This window comes from Salmonella sp. SAL03688 (genome assembly GCF_046551895.1).
GTDB lineage: Bacteria > Pseudomonadota > Gammaproteobacteria > Enterobacterales > Enterobacteriaceae > Salmonella > Salmonella enterica.
This window is the reverse complement of the sequence record NZ_JBGDVI010000005.1, coordinates 94,951-110,536: the sequence shown is the minus strand read 5'-3', so window position 1 is coordinate 110,536 and position 15,586 is coordinate 94,951. Positions and strand designations below refer to the sequence as shown.

At 50.7% G+C, this 15,586-nt stretch carries 19 protein-coding genes; 7 read left to right on the top strand and 12 right to left on the bottom strand.

The features are described 5' to 3' along the window. The first annotated feature begins 116 nt into the window (after window positions 1–116). Entirely contained in the window at window positions 117–1,019 is a 903-nt protein-coding gene (gene eamA / locus ACLJR2_RS06985) for an O-acetylserine/cysteine exporter (RefSeq protein WP_000987753.1), read from the top strand. A gap of 118 nt (window positions 1,020–1,137) precedes the next feature. On the opposite strand, the gene marB is transcribed toward eamA, so the two are convergent. From marB to marR, 3 genes are read right to left on the bottom strand one after another with little or no spacing between them, the layout of a single operon-like run. Further along, window positions 1,138–1,353 (bottom strand): multiple antibiotic resistance protein MarB, encoded by a 216-nt coding sequence (marB, locus tag ACLJR2_RS06980; protein ID WP_000783049.1) that lies wholly within the window; start codon window positions 1,351–1,353, stop codon window positions 1,138–1,140. Window positions 1,354–1,381: 28 nt separating this feature from the next. Beyond that, entirely contained in the window at window positions 1,382–1,765 is a 384-nt protein-coding gene (gene marA / locus ACLJR2_RS06975; RefSeq protein WP_000091193.1) for an MDR efflux pump AcrAB transcriptional activator MarA, read from the bottom strand. A 19-nt stretch (window positions 1,766–1,784) separates the two neighbouring features. Beyond that, window positions 1,785–2,219 (bottom strand): multiple antibiotic resistance transcriptional regulator MarR, encoded by a 435-nt coding sequence (gene marR, locus ACLJR2_RS06970; RefSeq protein ID WP_000843434.1) that lies wholly within the window; start codon window positions 2,217–2,219, stop codon window positions 1,785–1,787. A 258-nt stretch (window positions 2,220–2,477) separates the two neighbouring features. Here marR and ACLJR2_RS06965 point away from each other — a divergent pair, with 258 nt between their 5' ends. Then, complete coding sequence (locus ACLJR2_RS06965; RefSeq protein WP_000968968.1) at window positions 2,478–3,143, top strand: MarC family NAAT transporter; 666 nt, start codon at window positions 2,478–2,480, stop codon at window positions 3,141–3,143. A 47-nt stretch (window positions 3,144–3,190) separates the two neighbouring features. Here the strand turns inward: ACLJR2_RS06965 and ACLJR2_RS06960 are convergent, their stop codons facing one another. Both ACLJR2_RS06960 and ptrR read right to left on the bottom strand, forming a co-directional pair. After that, a complete protein-coding gene (locus tag ACLJR2_RS06960) occupies window positions 3,191–4,381 on the bottom strand; it encodes a sugar transporter (RefSeq protein ID WP_000154622.1) in 1,191 nt (396 codons plus the stop codon). Window positions 4,382–4,496: 115 nt separating this feature from the next. Continuing rightward, the gene (gene ptrR / locus ACLJR2_RS06955; protein ID WP_000366539.1) at window positions 4,497–5,369 is read right to left on the bottom strand and encodes a putrescine utilization regulator PtrR; all 873 of its coding nucleotides are present in this window, start codon (window positions 5,367–5,369) and stop codon (window positions 4,497–4,499) included. Between the two features lie 102 nt (window positions 5,370–5,471). Here ptrR and sad point away from each other — a divergent pair, with 102 nt between their 5' ends. The 4 genes from sad to ACLJR2_RS06935 all read left to right on the top strand — a co-directional run bounded on the left by sad (window position 5,472) and on the right by ACLJR2_RS06935 (window position 9,388). Next, on the top strand, window positions 5,472–6,860 hold the full coding sequence (sad, locus tag ACLJR2_RS06950; protein ID WP_000178413.1) for a succinate-semialdehyde dehydrogenase: 1,389 nt from the start codon (window positions 5,472–5,474) through the stop codon (window positions 6,858–6,860). A gap of 72 nt (window positions 6,861–6,932) precedes the next feature. Further along, the gene (glsB, locus tag ACLJR2_RS06945) at window positions 6,933–7,859 is read left to right on the top strand and encodes a glutaminase B (RefSeq protein ID WP_000090081.1); all 927 of its coding nucleotides are present in this window, start codon (window positions 6,933–6,935) and stop codon (window positions 7,857–7,859) included. Beyond that, entirely contained in the window at window positions 7,859–8,218 is a 360-nt protein-coding gene (locus ACLJR2_RS06940) for a DUF4186 domain-containing protein (RefSeq protein ID WP_000992449.1), read from the top strand. The genes glsB and ACLJR2_RS06940 overlap by 1 nt, the downstream gene beginning before the upstream one ends. 255 nt (window positions 8,219–8,473) lie before the next feature. After that, on the top strand, window positions 8,474–9,388 hold the full coding sequence (locus tag ACLJR2_RS06935) for a bestrophin family protein (protein ID WP_024134149.1): 915 nt from the start codon (window positions 8,474–8,476) through the stop codon (window positions 9,386–9,388). A gap of 55 nt (window positions 9,389–9,443) precedes the next feature. Here ACLJR2_RS06935 and ACLJR2_RS06930 read toward each other — a convergent pair whose 3' ends face one another. Then, a complete protein-coding gene (locus tag ACLJR2_RS06930; RefSeq protein ID WP_000513126.1) occupies window positions 9,444–9,986 on the bottom strand; it encodes a YybH family protein in 543 nt (180 codons plus the stop codon). A gap of 716 nt (window positions 9,987–10,702) precedes the next feature. Between ACLJR2_RS06930 and ompC the strand changes: the two genes are divergently transcribed. Then, window positions 10,703–11,821 carry a porin OmpC gene (gene ompC, locus ACLJR2_RS06925; RefSeq protein ID WP_000758336.1) on the top strand — a complete coding sequence of 373 codons (1,119 nt, stop codon included), beginning with the start codon at window positions 10,703–10,705 and terminating at the stop codon, window positions 11,819–11,821. Window positions 11,822–11,961: 140 nt separating this feature from the next. Here the strand turns inward: ompC and hypA are convergent, their stop codons facing one another. The 6 genes from hypA to hybD are packed head-to-tail and all read right to left on the bottom strand — an operon-like array spanning window position 11,962 to window position 15,584. After that, the gene (gene hypA / locus ACLJR2_RS06920; RefSeq protein ID WP_000544772.1) at window positions 11,962–12,303 is read right to left on the bottom strand and encodes a hydrogenase maturation nickel metallochaperone HypA; all 342 of its coding nucleotides are present in this window, start codon (window positions 12,301–12,303) and stop codon (window positions 11,962–11,964) included. A gap of 12 nt (window positions 12,304–12,315) precedes the next feature. Then, window positions 12,316–13,203, bottom strand: a complete 888-nt coding sequence (locus tag ACLJR2_RS06915; RefSeq protein WP_001189403.1) for a hypothetical protein — start codon at window positions 13,201–13,203, stop codon at window positions 12,316–12,318. Further along, complete coding sequence (locus ACLJR2_RS06910; protein ID WP_001016746.1) at window positions 13,191–14,252, bottom strand: hydrogenase expression/formation C-terminal domain-containing protein; 1,062 nt, start codon at window positions 14,250–14,252, stop codon at window positions 13,191–13,193. Before ACLJR2_RS06910 ends, ACLJR2_RS06915 begins: the two co-directional genes overlap by 13 nt. A 17-nt stretch (window positions 14,253–14,269) precedes the next feature. Further along, the gene (locus ACLJR2_RS06905) at window positions 14,270–14,680 is read right to left on the bottom strand and encodes a hydrogenase (RefSeq protein ID WP_000155981.1); all 411 of its coding nucleotides are present in this window, start codon (window positions 14,678–14,680) and stop codon (window positions 14,270–14,272) included. Further along, window positions 14,677–14,976, bottom strand: a complete 300-nt coding sequence (gene hypC, locus ACLJR2_RS06900) for a HypC/HybG/HupF family hydrogenase formation chaperone (protein ID WP_000334910.1) — start codon at window positions 14,974–14,976, stop codon at window positions 14,677–14,679. Before hypC ends, ACLJR2_RS06905 begins: the two co-directional genes overlap by 4 nt. Further along, on the bottom strand, window positions 14,976–15,584 hold the full coding sequence (gene hybD / locus ACLJR2_RS06895; RefSeq protein WP_000852663.1) for a HyaD/HybD family hydrogenase maturation endopeptidase: 609 nt from the start codon (window positions 15,582–15,584) through the stop codon (window positions 14,976–14,978). The genes hypC and hybD overlap by 1 nt, the downstream gene beginning before the upstream one ends. Window positions 15,585–15,586: the final 2 nt, after the last annotated feature.

Below are 15,586 nucleotides of genomic sequence, written 5' to 3'. Positions count from 1 at the left end.
TTTGCCCATCGTGTGTTGTTCAATGCCATGCTCACGGTAAAAAGAAAAGTCCTGTTATGGCGCACTGATTTCCGATAACTTACCTTTTTACAAAATTTTAATAATGACAGGGGCCGATGATGTCGCGTAAAGACGGTTTTTTGGCGTTACTGGTGGTTGTCGTATGGGGGCTCAATTTTGTTGTCATCAAAGTAGGCCTGCACCATATGCCGCCATTATTGCTGGCAGGATTACGATTTTTACTGGTGGCGTTTCCGGCAATTTTCTTTGTCGCCCGGCCTAAAGTCCCGCTTACGCTGTTGCTGGGCTATGGGCTAACGATAAGCTTTGGGCAGTTCGCCTTTCTCTTTTGCGCGATAAAGTTTGGTATGCCCGCAGGACTGGCGTCGTTGGTATTACAGGCGCAGGCCTTTTTTACCATGGCATTGGGGGCGTTTGTTTTTAGCGAGCGGTTACAACGTAAGCAGTTGGCGGGGATCGCCCTGGCGATTATAGGTGTACTGGTATTGATTGAAGCCAGTCTCAACGGACAACATATAGCGATGTCGGGATTTATGCTGACTCTGGCGGCGGCATTTAGCTGGGCCTGCGGCAATATCTTTAATAAAAAAATTATGCAACATAGTCCGCGCCCGGCGGTGATGTCGCTGGTGGTCTGGAGCGCGCTGATCCCGATCCTGCCGTTCCTGCTGTCATCGCTGCTACTGGAGGGGGCGGATCACATTACGCAAAGCCTTATTACCATCGATATGACGACGATATTGTCGCTGCTTTATCTGGCTTTTGTCGCCACTATACTTGGCTACGGCATCTGGGGCACGTTACTGGGGCGCTATGAGACCTGGCGCGTGGCGCCGTTATCATTGCTGGTGCCGGTAGTCGGGCTGGCGAGCGCCGCGGTGTTACTCGGGGAAACGTTGACCGGGATGCAGCTTGCGGGCGCAGTACTGATTATGGCTGGACTCTATATCAATGTGTTTGGATTTCGTGTGCGCCGTACTGCGCGCGTCAGGGGATGAGGCATTATGTTACTAAGAAGACAAGCGCTAATTTCAGACCATGCCGCGAGGTAATAGCGGCGGACTTGTCATCGCCAGATGGTACTAAAAAAATGCCCCGCAAAACGGGGCAAAGAGGTTAAAGGTGTTGGTCGTTATAATAGGGCACGCCTAATTCATCTGACTTATCGCTGTTCACGCTCACGGGGTGAAGGTCATTTGGCGGATCGCCTACACAGGGCAGCAGCATCACATCGCGGCTATTTTGCGCCACAGGTAACAAAGTTTGTTCTGCAATGCCATATCCGGAGGCGATAAGTAACAGACCCGGCAGGGCGGGAAACAGCATTTTCATGGTGCTCTTCGCGTGGCGCATAAACAAACTAGCAGTTGCCATGGTTCAGCGGCAGCATATACCGTGATTCGCCATGCATATTGGTGATCCGGTATTTGTGTGGCGGCACATCAAAATAGTTTTTGAACGTCCGGGTCAATGTTTGCTGTGACTCAAAGCCATAGCGTTCCGCCAGATAGAGAATGGGCTCGTTGCTCTCTTTTAATTTTTGCGCGATTTCCGTCATTTTACGGCTGCGGATGTATTGGCCTAATGAATGACCGGTCTCTTTTTTAAACATCCGTTGCAGGTGCCATTTGGAATATCCTGAACGCTCAGACACTTTTTCCAGTGAGAGCGGCGACTCCAGGTTATCCTCGATCCAGTCCAAAATGCTATGAATAGTAATAGCGTCAGTGTTGCGTCTGGACATCGTCATACCTCTTTTTTGTCTACGGCAGAATTTTCTTGAGCAAATACTCAAGCGTTGCCACTTCGTCCGCCGTTAAGTTTTTTGTTAATTCCTGATGCAGGTCTTGCCCTGGTCGTTGATGACATTGCTCACAAATTGCCGCGCCGTCCGGCGTTAGCTTCACCAGTACGCCGCGTTTGTCATTAGGATTCGGCAGTCTTTCGATCCAGCCTTTGCACAGCAGGCGGTCGAGCATCCGCGTCAATGCGCCGAGATCGACAGACAGCACTTTTTTAAGTTCAACCGGGGTAATACATCCCGCGCAGCGTATCGAGCAAAGCACTTTAAACTGTGTTGCGGTGATATCCAGCGGGGATAAATAGTTATTTAACAGGCGATCTTTTTTTTGATTTACCATGTAGATCAAGCGACCCAGCGGAATGATTTCATTGAACAGATCACTGGTGCTTTTCAAAATGGTTGCCCCGGCAAGTAATTAATTTCGTCAGATACTATTGCCCAGGCAAGTATAAGTCAACTAAATGAATTGGCCGATGCCACGATTTGCTAAAAGGCGTCCGGGGTATTGTGCTGTGATAACTTGTAACTAATTGATAATTACAGGTTATATGTTGTAGAGGATATTAATTTGCACACTGGCGAAATGGCGCGCCTGGGCAATTTCACTTTATACTTCCGGTTCATGAAACGCTGATGGGTAAGAGATAGTATTATGATGGATTTGTTTAAAGCGATTGGATTGGGGCTGGTCGTACTGCTCCCGTTAGCCAATCCGCTGACCACCGTGGCGCTGTTTCTTGGCCTTGCGGGCAATATGAATAGTGCGGAACGCAACCGGCAGTCCTATATGGCTTCGGTTTATGTCTTCGCTATTATGATGGTGGCGTACTATGCCGGGCAGTTAGTCATGAACACCTTCGGTATTTCGATCCCTGGGCTACGGATCGCCGGGGGGTTAATCGTGGCGTTTATCGGCTTCAGAATGCTTTTCCCGCAGCAGAAGGCGCATGAGTCGCCGGAAGCGAAAAGCAAATCGGAGGAACTGGCCGACGAACCGACGGCCAATATTGCGTTTGTTCCACTGGCTATGCCAAGCACCGCAGGACCGGGGACCATCGCAATGATCATCAGTTCCGCTTCCACGGTACGTCATGGCGGTGAGTTTCCCGACTGGGTCATTATGGTCGCGCCGCCGATTATTTTTCTTGCCGTGGCGGTGATTCTGTGGGGATGTTTACGCAGTTCTGGCGCTATTATGCGGCTGGTGGGTAAAGGGGGGATTGAAGCGATTTCCCGCTTAATGGGATTCCTGCTGGTGTGTATGGGCGTGCAATTTATTATCAACGGCGTGTTGGAAATTATTAAAACGTACCACTAAGGCGTATTTTTCGTCTGCCGGAAACCTGTTCCCGGCAGACGAAGGTCTTAATACGGTTGTTCTTCCAGCGTCACTGGCCATTTGCGGAATATGAGCACAGCCCATACCAGTGCGGCACAGGCGGGTATGGTGCCAATATAGCCGATGGCCGACATTGACCAGTGCAAACTCACCTGATTGCCTACCAGCGCGCCAGCGCCAATACCAATATTAAAGATGCCTGAAAATAGCGCCATTGCGACATCGGTCGCGTCCGGGGCCAGCGCCAGTACTTTCACCTGCATACCGAGTCCTATCACCATAATCGCGATGCCCCAGAAAATGCTCAGTATGGCCAGATGCGCTTCGCTATCCGCCGCAGGCAGCAGCAGAAGCAGACAGACAACCAGCAGGGCAATAGCCATACTGACGAGCGACGAGGCATGGCGATTACCCAGTTTACCAAACACGAGGCTGCCGATGATCCCGGCGCCGCCGAGGATCAGTAACAGGACGGTAGCAAAATTCGCACTGAGCCCGGCGACATTCTGAACGAACGGTTCAATATAGCTATAAGCTGTGTAATGCGCAGTCACCACAACGACGGTCAGTACATAGAGGCTCATCAGCGCCGGGCGTCGGAATAGCAAAGGTAAACTTTTTAGTGAGCCGGAATGCTCGCTCGGCAATTTCGGTAGAAGCTTAATCAGACATAGCAGCGTCATTAATGCGCCCATGCCGATGGCAAAAAAGGTGGTGCGCCAGCCAAAATACTGACCAACAACGCGACCTATCGGCAGCCCAAGCACCATGGCCAACGCGGTGCCGGTCGCTATCAGACTTAATGCCTGCGCGCGTTTCCCGGCAGGGGCCAGGCGGATCGCCAGCGAGGCGGTTATCGACCAGAAAATAGCGTGGGCGAAAGCGATGCCAATACGGCTAATGACCAGCACGGTAAAGTTCCATGCCAGGAAGGAGAGCACATGGCTGGCAATAAACAAAACAAACAAACAAATGAGTAGCTTACGGCGCTCCATTTGGCTGGTAAGAAGCATAAAAGGCAGCGACATGACGGCAACTACCCAGGCGTAAATGGTTAGCATGATGCCGACCTGCGCGGTTTGCATATGAAAGCTTTCAGCAATGTCTGACAGCAAACCAACCGGCACAAATTCTGTGGTATTGAAAATAAAAGCGGCAATAGCAAGCGTAACTACCCGTAGCCACGCGACCTTGCGGGAAACTGGATTGATTGTCATAAAAATATTTCGGGTTAGTTGCGAGAAGGTGAGGCCGCGATCTTAAAACGTTTACTGGCGAAAAGACAATCATTTTGTGACCTGCTTCTCATTTACTTCGCAGGCCGTTTCGTCTTCAGTCGACGCTCGCCAGTTGGGCGTTAAGTAACTCGATAAAGGCCTCAAGCTGGCGCGTCATCGCCCCGCGCCGCCACATTAGCCATGTGTTAAGCCAGCGCCACTTCTCCGCCAACGGCCAGGCTTCCACCTGATGATGTCCTGGCATACTGTTGAGCATACTTGCTGGCATCAGCGCAATACCTGCGCCGGCAATTACGCACGCCAACATTCCATGATATGACTCCATTTCGTGAATCGTACCGGGGGTTGCGCCATCGGCATGAAACCAGCTTTCGAAATGCCGTCGGTAAGAACAGTTGGCGCGAAAAGCATAGATGTTATAACCATTCACCTCGCTGGCCCGCGAAACGACGGAATGGCCGTGTGGCGCGACGATCATCATCTCTTCCTGGTAAGCCGGTATACCTTCCAGCCCCGGATGCATTAGCGGGCCATCAATAAAGGCGGCGTTCAGCTTTCCTTCGAGCACGCCATCCAGCATGGCGCCGGAAGGACCGGTCGTTAACGCGAACTGAATTTTAGGGTAACGCTGGTTATAACCCGCCAGCAGCGCGGGGATACGTACGGCGGCAGTACTTTCTAACGCGCCGAGTGAAAACAGTCCTTGCGGTTCCTCTCCGGCAACCACCATACGGGCTTCATCAACCAGCGCCAGGATCTGCTGGCTGTAACGTAAAAAGTTATGCCCGGCTGGTGACAGCCTGAGTCGCTGGTTTTCGCGAATAAACAGAGAGACGCCCAGGTCGGCTTCAAGCTGACGGATACGCGTGGTCAGGTTGGACGGAACGCGGTGTACTTTTGCCGCCGCCTGCGTGATGCTGCCCGTCAGAGCGACAGCGTTAAACATTTCCAGTTGCGTCAGGTCCATGATTTTCTCAATTCGTGAATAGTCTGGTTAATATTATTCATTTTTCAGAAAGGGTAAAGGGCGTCATGATGGTACAACTCCCCTGATAACGAGAGAAAGAACATGACCATGATGACTGCAACACAGGCGTTATCCGTGAATCCTGCGACCGGCCAGACGCTGGCGGCAATGCCCTGGGCTAACGCGCAAGAGATTGAACATGCGCTGAGTCTGGCGGCGAGCGGTTTCAAAAAGTGGAAAATGACATCGGTAGCGCAACGGGCGCAAACATTACGCGATATTGGTCAGGCGCTTCGCGCTCATGCAGAAGAGATGGCGCAATGTATTACGCGTGAAATGGGTAAACCCATAAAGCAGGCGCGTGCGGAAGTGACGAAATCCGCCGCGTTATGCGACTGGTATGCGGAACATGGCCCGGCAATGCTGAATCCTGAGCCTACGCTGGTAGAAAATCAGCAGGCGGTGATTGAATACCGTCCGCTGGGCGTCATCCTGGCGATAATGCCGTGGAATTTTCCTTTATGGCAGGTGTTACGCGGGGCAGTGCCGATACTGTTGGCGGGGAATAGCTACTTGTTAAAACATGCGCCCAATGTCACGGGTTGCGCGCAGATGATAGCCCGAATCTTGACGGAAGCCGGTACTCCTGCTGGCGTCTATGGATGGGTGAACGCCAATAATGAGGGCGTGAGTCAGATGATTAACGATCCGCGAATCGCGGCGGTGACGGTGACCGGTAGCGTGCGCGCCGGCGCGGCGATTGGCGCTCAGGCTGGGGCGGCGCTGAAAAAGTGCGTACTGGAACTGGGTGGCTCGGATCCGTTTATTGTACTCAATGATGCCGATCTCGAGCTGGCGGTAAAAGCCGCGGTTGCCGGACGCTATCAAAACACCGGACAAGTCTGCGCCGCCGCCAAACGTTTTATTGTCGAAGAGGGCATTGCGCAGGCGTTTACCGATCGCTTTGTGGCGGCTGCCGCAGCATTAAAGATGGGTGATCCTCTGGTTGAAGAGAATGACCTGGGGCCGATGGCGCGCTTTGATTTGCGTGATGAACTCCATCAACAGGTGCAGGCTTCCGTCGCCGAAGGCGCACGGCTACTGTTGGGCGGGGAGAAAATCGCCGGGGAGGGCAACTATTATGCCGCGACCGTTCTGGCGGATGTCACACCTGACATGACGGCATTTCGTCAGGAACTTTTTGGGCCTGTTGCCGCCATTACCGTTGCAAGAGATGCGGCGCACGCCCTCGCGCTGGCGAATGACAGTGAGTTTGGCCTGTCGGCGACGATCTTTACCGCCGACGATACGCTGGCCGCGGAGATGGCGGCGCGTCTTGAGTGCGGCGGGGTATTCATTAATGGGTACAGCGCCAGCGATGCGCGTGTGGCATTCGGCGGGGTGAAGAAAAGCGGCTTCGGTCGCGAGCTTTCACACTTTGGTTTACACGAATTTTGTAATGTGCAGACCGTCTGGAAGAACCGCGTCTAATCGCCCTGACGTCGCGTGGCGCCCTCTGCTATACTCGCAGGCCTTTTCAGACCTGCGAGCAAGGAGCATGTTGTGGCCAGGGCCATGGATAATGCAATTTTAGAGACGATTTTACAGCGCGTTCGCCCCCTCATTGGCCAGGGCAAAGTCGCTGACTATATTCCGGCATTAGCGTCCGTCGAAGGTTCAAAGCTGGGGATAGCGATTTGTACCGTGGACGGGCAGCATTATCAGGCGGGCGATGCGCACGAACGCTTCTCTATTCAGTCTATTTCGAAAGTGCTCAGTCTGGTGGTGGCGATGCGTCATTATCCGGAAGAGGAGATCTGGCAGCGCGTCGGAAAAGATCCTTCCGGCTCGCCATTCAATTCGTTGGTTCAGTTAGAGATGGAACAAGGCATCCCGCGTAATCCATTTATTAATGCGGGCGCGCTGGTGGTATGCGACATGTTGCAAGGCCGGCTTAGCGCGCCGCGTCAGCGAATGCTGGAAGTTGTGCGCGCGCTTTGCGGTGTATCGGATATTACATATGACGCTACGGTCGCGCGTTCTGAATTTGAGCATTCCGCCCGTAACGCCGCTATTGCCTGGCTGATGAAATCATTCGGTAATTTTCATCATGATGTGCCTACCGTGTTGCAAAATTACTTCCACTACTGTGCGTTGAAAATGAGCTGCATGGAACTGGCGAGGACGTTTGTCTTTCTGGCGAATCAGGGCGAGGCGTTTCATCTCGACGAGCCGGTAGTTACCCCCATGCAGGCCCGGCAGATTAATGCGCTAATGGCGACCAGCGGGATGTATCAGAATGCCGGAGAGTTTGCCTGGCGGGTGGGATTGCCCGCTAAATCCGGCGTGGGCGGCGGTATTGTCGCCATAGTGCCGCATGAAATGGCGATTGCCGTCTGGAGTCCGGAGCTGGATCCTGCGGGAAACTCTCTGGCAGGTATCGCCGCGCTTGAGCAATTAACACAAACGTTAGGACGTTCGGTATACTGATGAATGCGCTTGAACCGCTCTTTGCCCGCCTGGCGCGATCGACATTTCGTTCGCGTTTTCGTCTCGGGATAAAAGAAAGACAATATTGCTGGGATAAAGGCGCGGAGGTGATTGATAAACACGCCGCCGATTTTATCGCCCAGCGACTGGCGCCAGCTCACCCGGCGAATGATGGTAAGCAAACGCCGATGCGGGGCCATCCGGTATTTATCGCGCAACATGCGACGGCAACCTGCTGTCGCGGGTGCCTGGCGAAGTGGCACCAGATACCTCAGGGAGAACCGCTGAGCGAAGCGCAGCAACAGTATATTGTCAGCGTTATCCATTACTGGCTGGTCATACAAATGAATCAGCGGTAGAGCAGCGCGTCGTTGCTGACGCTTTCCCCGATAAATCACCCTATACCGCTGATAGCAGCCGTTGACCGTCATATATCTCATGTGCTGAAGTGTCTTTTTAGTTACAACATACATTTGGTTGTTTTTTTTCAATACCTGTCAGCACCGTGCAAAAAAATGTTCTACAGGGCAGGGAACCCGTGTATCACCAGAAGCTTGCAACCTTGATCTGGATCACGTTTAATGACAGTGCTTTTTTACCTGCTGAAGATAATCATGATCGTTAGACCACAACAGCACTGGATTCGCCTGATATTTGTCTGGCATGGTTCCGTGTTATCTAAAATCTTTTCACGACTGCTCCTTAACTTTCTTCTTTCTATCGCCGTTATTATCATGCTGCCCTGGTACACAATGCTGGGTATTAAGTTTACCCTTGCGCCGTTTAGCATACTGGGCGTCGCTATCGCCATTTTTCTGGGGTTTCGCAATAATGCCTGTTATGCGCGTTACGTCGAAGCCCGACATTTGTGGGGGCAGTTGATGATCGCTTCACGCTCAATACTGCGTGAGGTGAAAACAACCTTGCCTGATGAACGCGGTATCGAGGATTTTGTTCGGTTACAAATCGCTTTTGCCCACTGTTTGCGTATGGCATTGCGTCGACAGCCTCAAACGCAAGTTCTGGGCAACTATCTTGACCAGGAGGCGTTACAGAAAGTTGTCGCTTCCCATTCCCCCGCTAACCGTATCTTATTGCTGATGGGAGAGTGGCTGGCGATTCGCCGCCGCAGCGGAAAGCTTTCCGATATTTTATTTCATAGCCTCAACAACCGCTTAAATGATATGTCGTCAGTATTGGCCGGCTGTGAGCGCATCGCCAACACGCCGGTGCCTTTTGCCTATACGTTAATTTTGCATCGTACGGTTTATCTTTTCTGCATTATGTTGCCATTTGCACTGGTGGTTGATCTGCACTATATGACGCCGTTTATTTCGGTGCTTATTTCTTATACGTTTATCGCGCTGGATGCGTTGGCGGAAGAGTTGGAAGATCCGTTCGGTACTGAAAATAATGATTTACCGCTGGATGCGATATGCAATGCGATAGAAATCGATTTACTGCAAATGAATGATGAAAGGGATATTCCGGCAAAACGGATACCGGATAAGCACTATCAACTGACCTGAGATCGTCTTAACTGGCGCAGAATGTTCATCTGCGCCATAACCTGAAGAGCAAAGCTTAATAGCCTTCTCCAACGCCGGTTTTGGCTGGACCGGAGTAGTGGACATGAACGATTCGCCATCCTGTGTTTGGTATCTTCGCCCACACCTGGCTTTCGCGGCCTGTCGTGTGTTGAGTCTGCCCATTATCACGGCGTACCGCGGTAAAATGCCAGTCGAACTCTGCAACGGCGGCATTGCCATACACATGAATAGCAGGGGGAGCGTCCAGTTTTAATGTGCGTTTACTGAAAGTTTTACCCATAGTGGTGCCATAAAAATTTTCAGCGATCTGCGACCATCCGCGTTCGTGACCGCGTGGATGAATAAAACTGGTTTCCGGTGAAACATAAAAGAGCTGCTTGCCTAACGTTGGGTCTGCCTTATCTATTGAATAAAGGTAACGGTTAATGCCTTCTGTAATTTCTTGTTTAACGGTCGACGTAGCTTCATTTTGTGCGGCGGTTGGCGTTGCCGCTGATGCCGATGACACCATCAGAGTTAACGTTATCGCGGCGGCCGAAAACAATAGTGACGTTTTTTGCATAATAGTTATACCCATATGGTCTGTTTTTGAGACGCTTTATCTTTCCTGTTACGTTCACTTTTATACTAAAGGAGCATGGCTCACGAACAATAAAAAACATCCTTCTATAAAACTACCCCGAAAAGGGAGTAGTGCAATTAAGAATATCGTATTTGTTTGTAACGACATGACTCAAAATATCAACATTTAGAGTTTCAGTATTGTTGTTGTCCATTGACTTACTTTTATGTTTATTACCGCTGGTAAATAGTTAATCTTATGAATAGTGATATGCAAATGACCGTTTGCGCTATGTGATAATTAACCATAGCAAAAATACACGAAGCGAAGAAGTGCTATTTCAGTAGTACTGATATTTTCATAACGCTAATTTAGAAATAAATGTAAACGTAACAAATTATACACAAAAATAAGAAGGACTGTGGCCTCAACTGACTTGATTATGATTCCGTCTTAACGAATGTCAGCCGAGTGTTCAGTGCCATTCTCGCCCTGGCATCCCCGACCGTAAGCCAGTTCTCTACTGGTAACCCCCTTGTTATTACAGCAGAAAACAGGGCATATCATTGATGTAGTCATGCTTAACTTGCATTTTAACATCACTAATACATAGCAAGCTAATATTACACTTTGAAACTTAACGCACGGTAATTGTTAGTGATATTGTCCTGGACAGTTCCGCGAGCAGGTTTTGCGGAAAGTCCAAAAATAAGACAAATAAGGCATATAAAATGAAAAAAGTAGTGGTGTTATCTGCGGTAGCCGCAGCCGTAATGATGGCTGGAGCCGCCAACGCAGCAGAAATCTATAACAAGGATGGCAATAAGCTGGATTTGTATGGCAAGGTCGACGGCCTGCATTATTTTTCCAGTAATCATAGTACGGATGGCGATCAATCTTATATCCGTATGGGTATTAAAGGCGAGACTCAAATTACCGATCAACTAACCGGTTTTGGACAGTGGGAGTATCAGGTCAACGCCAATCGTCCGGAAGATGGTGACTCCAGCGGTTCCCCGCAAAGCTGGACGCGTCTCGGTTTTGCTGGTTTGGCATTTGCCGATATGGGGTCTGTTGATTATGGTCGTAACTATGGCGTGTTATACGACATTGGTTCATGGACTGACGTACTGCCTGAATTTGGTAATGATTCGTATGAAGCTTCCGATAATTTTATGACCGGACGCGCGAATGGCGTTCTGACTTATCGCAATAATGATTTCTTTGGTCTGGTTGATGGTCTGAATATTGCGTTGCAGTATCAGGGTAAAAATGACGGCCTGTCGAAAGAAGGCGATCCTTTAAGTAATAATGCCAGAAAAAGTATCGCATACCAGAATGGCGATGGTTTCGGGGCATCAGCGACATATGATTTGGGCATGGGGGTGAGTCTGGGGGCAGCCTATACCAGTTCCAAACGCACGCTTGATCAGATGACGCAAGATAAATACGACAATGGTGACCGCGCTGAAGCCTGGACTGGCGGCGTGAAGTATGATGCCAATAATATTTACCTGGCGGCAAACTATACCCGTACTTATGATATGACCTATATGGGCGATACATTGGGCGGCTTTGCACATAAAACCGATAACTGGGAAATGGTAGGGCAATATCAATTTGATAATGGCTTACGCCCGTCACTGGCGTTCCTGCAATCCAGAGCCAATGATGTTAATGGACTGGGTTCGTTCGACCTTGTGAAATATATTGATGTGGGTTCCTATTACTACTTCAATAAAAATATGTCCGCGTATGTTGACTACAAAATCAATCTGCTAAAAGATGGCAACCCATCGAATCCTAATACAGACAACACCGTGGCGCTCGGCTTAGTCTACGAGTTTTGATAAAACTTGCTGATTAAGACAGTTTAGGGATACCCTCCTTTTCCCAAAACTGTGTCACTGCTTAACCTTTATTATTGTTAATTTATTCTTTTATTATTTCAGGACGCTTCTGGCGTCCTTTTTTATTGACTATTCGTTGACTATTCGACTTCGATCTCGCGAATGCGCATTCTGCTACTGTCATCTATCTGCACTTTGCCTGAATGACAAAAGGGACAACAGAGTGTGGATGTTTGAGAGGTAAAGGGTTGATTACAGGACAGACACCAACCTTGCGCCGGTGCGATAGTAATGTGGAAACGCGCATTGTCAGCAAGGGTATGACGAGCGGCGACATCCAGGCCAAAATGCAGCGCCGGCACCTCAACACAGGCCATAACGCCAATCTCCAGCCAGACTTGCTTTACCTTGCTGAACTGGTGATTTACTGCCTGTTCCTCCAGCAATTCGATAATATTTTGCGCCAGGGCTAATTCATGCATGGGCCAGCTCCTTCATTCAACAATATTTACGGCGACACAAGGATCAATTACCTGTAACTGTTGCGACCACAATGAGAGTGGAATAGTGGCCAGTTCGCGAGCAATGACGCCGTCAGATTGGGCGTGACGTGTGGTAGGCGAGATAATACGGTAATCAAGAATATTGCCTGACGTCGTCAGTCTGGCCTGATGAACTAACCATCCTCGCGCGGTTTCCACTACCGCTATTTTCCATTCGCCATCATCAAAACGATTCCAGCGCAGGGTAGGAAGGGCGCTCAAACTTCGGGCGAGCGTAATGCAGCGGGCCAGCAGACGTAGCGCAGTCGTTTTTCCGCTAAGACAACAGGCTGACAGTAGCGGATATTCGATAGCCAGAGGCGAGACATCCAGGGGACCAGGGGTTATTAACGTATGGTCCGGGGACGACGCCATCGGTAGTGTTGGTGTAATGATATTCTGTACTGCCGCCAGCCAGCGGGCGGTTTCAGAACGCTCTTGCAAAAACCAGGCTTCCCAGCCCTTTACGCCAGCGGCAAGCCAGGTCTGAGGATCATCGTCAAAAAAGATTGTGCTTGCCAGCGGGGATAACTCTCCGCGACGTAACAACGCCCATTCTTCAGCGGTTGCCTGTCGGTGGCTAAACAGGGGGAGCCAGTCTGTCAACGCGCGACGGAGCGTTTCTCGCGCCAGCTCTTGTTGTGCGGCCTGCATATCTGGCTTCTTTTCAGGAAACAACAGTAAAGCCGCCGCCGCGCTGTGCGCCTGAGCGCACAACGTAAACAAACGTGAAATAAGCGTTTTTGCGTATACCGGCGTTGCGCCCTGTAACAAACGACCGATCGGCGCCTCCTGCCAGATAATCCGTAGCGGGTGAGAATAGACGGTCAATCTTTGCACGAACTATTACCTTCATCGATCACCATAAACCCGGACTTACTGGTTTCGCAAACCGGACAGCACCAGTAATCAGGTAACTGGCTGAAGGGCACGCCGGGTGGAATTTGCCATACATCATCGCCCAGCGCAGGGTCGTAAACCCACCAACATACTTTGCACTCCATGCGCACCACTGGCTCATTTTCTGTGACTGGGTATTCTTTCAACCATTCCAACGTATTTTTTAGCCCCGCGTAGGCATCTTCGATATCGTCGATGCCTGCAACGGCGATATCAGGAATGTCCGCTATCTCAATCATATCTTGCAGTAATGTGTTCATATCATTGAAATAATTGACCCGCCATACGCCGGGAAAATGCGTGCTTACAATCCGGCATTTACCATATCCGCGTGAAAAAATAGCGCTACACCCTTCGCCTAAAAAATGATCCAGATACTCGCGATCGGCATCGTTTACTGGCAATAGCGTTAAGTTAATGATATGCGGCTCTTTTACCGGCTGTTTTACGCGCTCGGCTATTTCATGCGCGATAAAGGCGCCATTCATCAATCCCGCCGGTTGCGGCGGCAATTCTGGCGTAATCGGCGGCTGCGGATGCGTCTGCCAGATGCTCTCCGGGATCGGGCCAATGATAATTTCATCGGCAACCCGTTGCTGGTCAGCGTTATATTCACGTACACGCCAGACGCCCGTAAAAACCGTCTCCTGAATACGCTGTTCTTTTCCATCGGATAATAGTACCCGGGCGGAGATTTCACCTTCGCCGAGCAGTTGATCCAACAAACCGCTATTCTGTTGCTCAGTGGCATTCAGCTTATAGCTCAGGGGAAAGGGGAGCGTTGCCACCGGGTTATCCATATCGCGAATAAGCGTAGTCAGGATGTGTCTGGCAACACGAAGCTCAGCGGGCAGCGCCTGTTCCGGTAAAACCGGCGTCAGTGGGAGATTAATGCCGGCGGGGATAGGAAGAAAGTTAAAGTCTTCCTCTTCTGGCTGCGAGCCTGGTCCGGCAATATTAACGACTGGAATAGTTCTGGAATGATTCACGTGTGTTACCTTTCATTCTATTGCGTGATAACGGGAATATCCTGACGATAGCCCGGTGTGGTCAGCAATGCGGCCACCCGCTGAGAGTATTCTTGCCAGCTATATAATCCCGCCAGACTGCCGACAAAACGGTGCTGGCGAAAGAAAAGCAGCGCCGGATATTTCAGAATGCGATACTCCCGGGCGATCAGTTCACTCTGTTCGCTATCCGCAAATGCCGCGGTATAAGACGTCGCCGGAAATTGCTTGAGGAGCTCCGGGATGATGACCCAACTGTCGGCGACTTCCGGATGTTTGTTGGGGTCGCTTTGCAGCAAAACCAGCAGAGTCGGATGCGCATTAATCAACGACGGGAGCGTTTGCGCATCGGTAACCAGAAAGCCTTTATCCGCCAGTGGACAAACAGGATTTTGGGGTGAGATAGTCATTTTTTTAAATGCTCCGGTAATTCAGGCGTGCGAGACAATAAATCGGCAAAACCGGTCAGCGGATCGCTTTGCGTGAGCATGGCCTGTTCCAGCGAGTCCAGCGCCGCCAGTACCTCAACGGCTTCCGTTTCGTCCATTTCTCGTCGTGCTGCGCCGCCAAATGTCAGCAGCCATGCGCCTGCTAAGGGGGGAGCCACAAGCCGAATATCAACGTCGATAAGCTCGCCGTGTCGGTCGCGGCATTTGGCGAACCACTGACCGGGTGAAATAACCTGCACAGGAACGCCGATACACATTATGATTTCTCTCTCTGTAGCACCCGAATATCGCCGACCCGGCAAGCGCTTTGCGCATCTGGCCGTTCATCTTCGTAGCGTTCCATACACAGGCTGTAATGATTGAGTCTTTCAGTGGGCAAGGCCGCTGAAGAGGCGGTGATACCCCATTGCGCCAGCACTTCCTGCGCGAGACAGACCGCAGGCATCAGTTGCGCCTTTACCTGCGGCGTAAGACTCCCGCCATAGTCATCCAGACATTCCGGCTGCACGCCAATCAGCACAATCTCCGATAACTGGCCGCCGGTTAATTGCAGCAATGCCAGCACTTCAGAAAAACTGGTCTGATGTAAACTGAGTTTTTTCGCCGTCAGATAGGCGGGAACCTGTTCATCACGAAACATCGCCAGCGAACCTGGCGCCATACCAAAATCGATAGCATCCATGATTAACAGTTTTTCGGTTTGTTGCAGCCAGGGCAGCAGTGCCAGCCCCTGCGTACCGCCATCAACAACGTCAACTTTCTCGTTATCGGCATACTGTTCAAACAGCTTTTCCGCCGCTCTGACGCCAAACCCTTCATCTGCCCAAAGCAGGTTGCCAAGCCCTAAGATTGTTACTTCTGCCATTG

Coding starts and splice junctions, on each gene's coding strand:
- eamA (WP_000987753.1), top strand. CDS start 117: ATGATGTCGCGTAAAGACGGTTTTTTGGCGTTACTGGTGGTTGTCGTA.
- marB (WP_000783049.1), bottom strand. CDS start 1,353: ATGAAAATGCTGTTTCCCGCCCTGCCGGGTCTGTTACTTATCGCCTCC.
- marA (WP_000091193.1), bottom strand. CDS start 1,765: ATGTCCAGACGCAACACTGACGCTATTACTATTCATAGCATTTTGGAC.
- ACLJR2_RS06965 (WP_000968968.1), top strand. CDS start 2,478: ATGATGGATTTGTTTAAAGCGATTGGATTGGGGCTGGTCGTACTGCTC.
- ACLJR2_RS06960 (WP_000154622.1), bottom strand. CDS start 4,381: ATGACAATCAATCCAGTTTCCCGCAAGGTCGCGTGGCTACGGGTAGTT.
- ptrR (WP_000366539.1), bottom strand. CDS start 5,369: ATGGACCTGACGCAACTGGAAATGTTTAACGCTGTCGCTCTGACGGGC.
- sad (WP_000178413.1), top strand. CDS start 5,472: ATGACCATGATGACTGCAACACAGGCGTTATCCGTGAATCCTGCGACC.
- ACLJR2_RS06940 (WP_000992449.1), top strand. CDS start 7,859: ATGAATGCGCTTGAACCGCTCTTTGCCCGCCTGGCGCGATCGACATTT.
- ACLJR2_RS06935 (WP_024134149.1), top strand. CDS start 8,474: ATGATCGTTAGACCACAACAGCACTGGATTCGCCTGATATTTGTCTGG.
- ACLJR2_RS06930 (WP_000513126.1), bottom strand. CDS start 9,986: ATGGGTATAACTATTATGCAAAAAACGTCACTATTGTTTTCGGCCGCC.
- ompC (WP_000758336.1), top strand. CDS start 10,703: ATGAAAAAAGTAGTGGTGTTATCTGCGGTAGCCGCAGCCGTAATGATG.
- hypA (WP_000544772.1), bottom strand. CDS start 12,303: ATGCATGAATTAGCCCTGGCGCAAAATATTATCGAATTGCTGGAGGAA.
- ACLJR2_RS06905 (WP_000155981.1), bottom strand. CDS start 14,680: ATGACTATCTCACCCCAAAATCCTGTTTGTCCACTGGCGGATAAAGGC.
- hypC (WP_000334910.1), bottom strand. CDS start 14,976: ATGTGTATCGGCGTTCCTGTGCAGGTTATTTCACCCGGTCAGTGGTTC.
- hybD (WP_000852663.1), bottom strand. CDS start 15,584: ATGGCAGAAGTAACAATCTTAGGGCTTGGCAACCTGCTTTGGGCAGAT.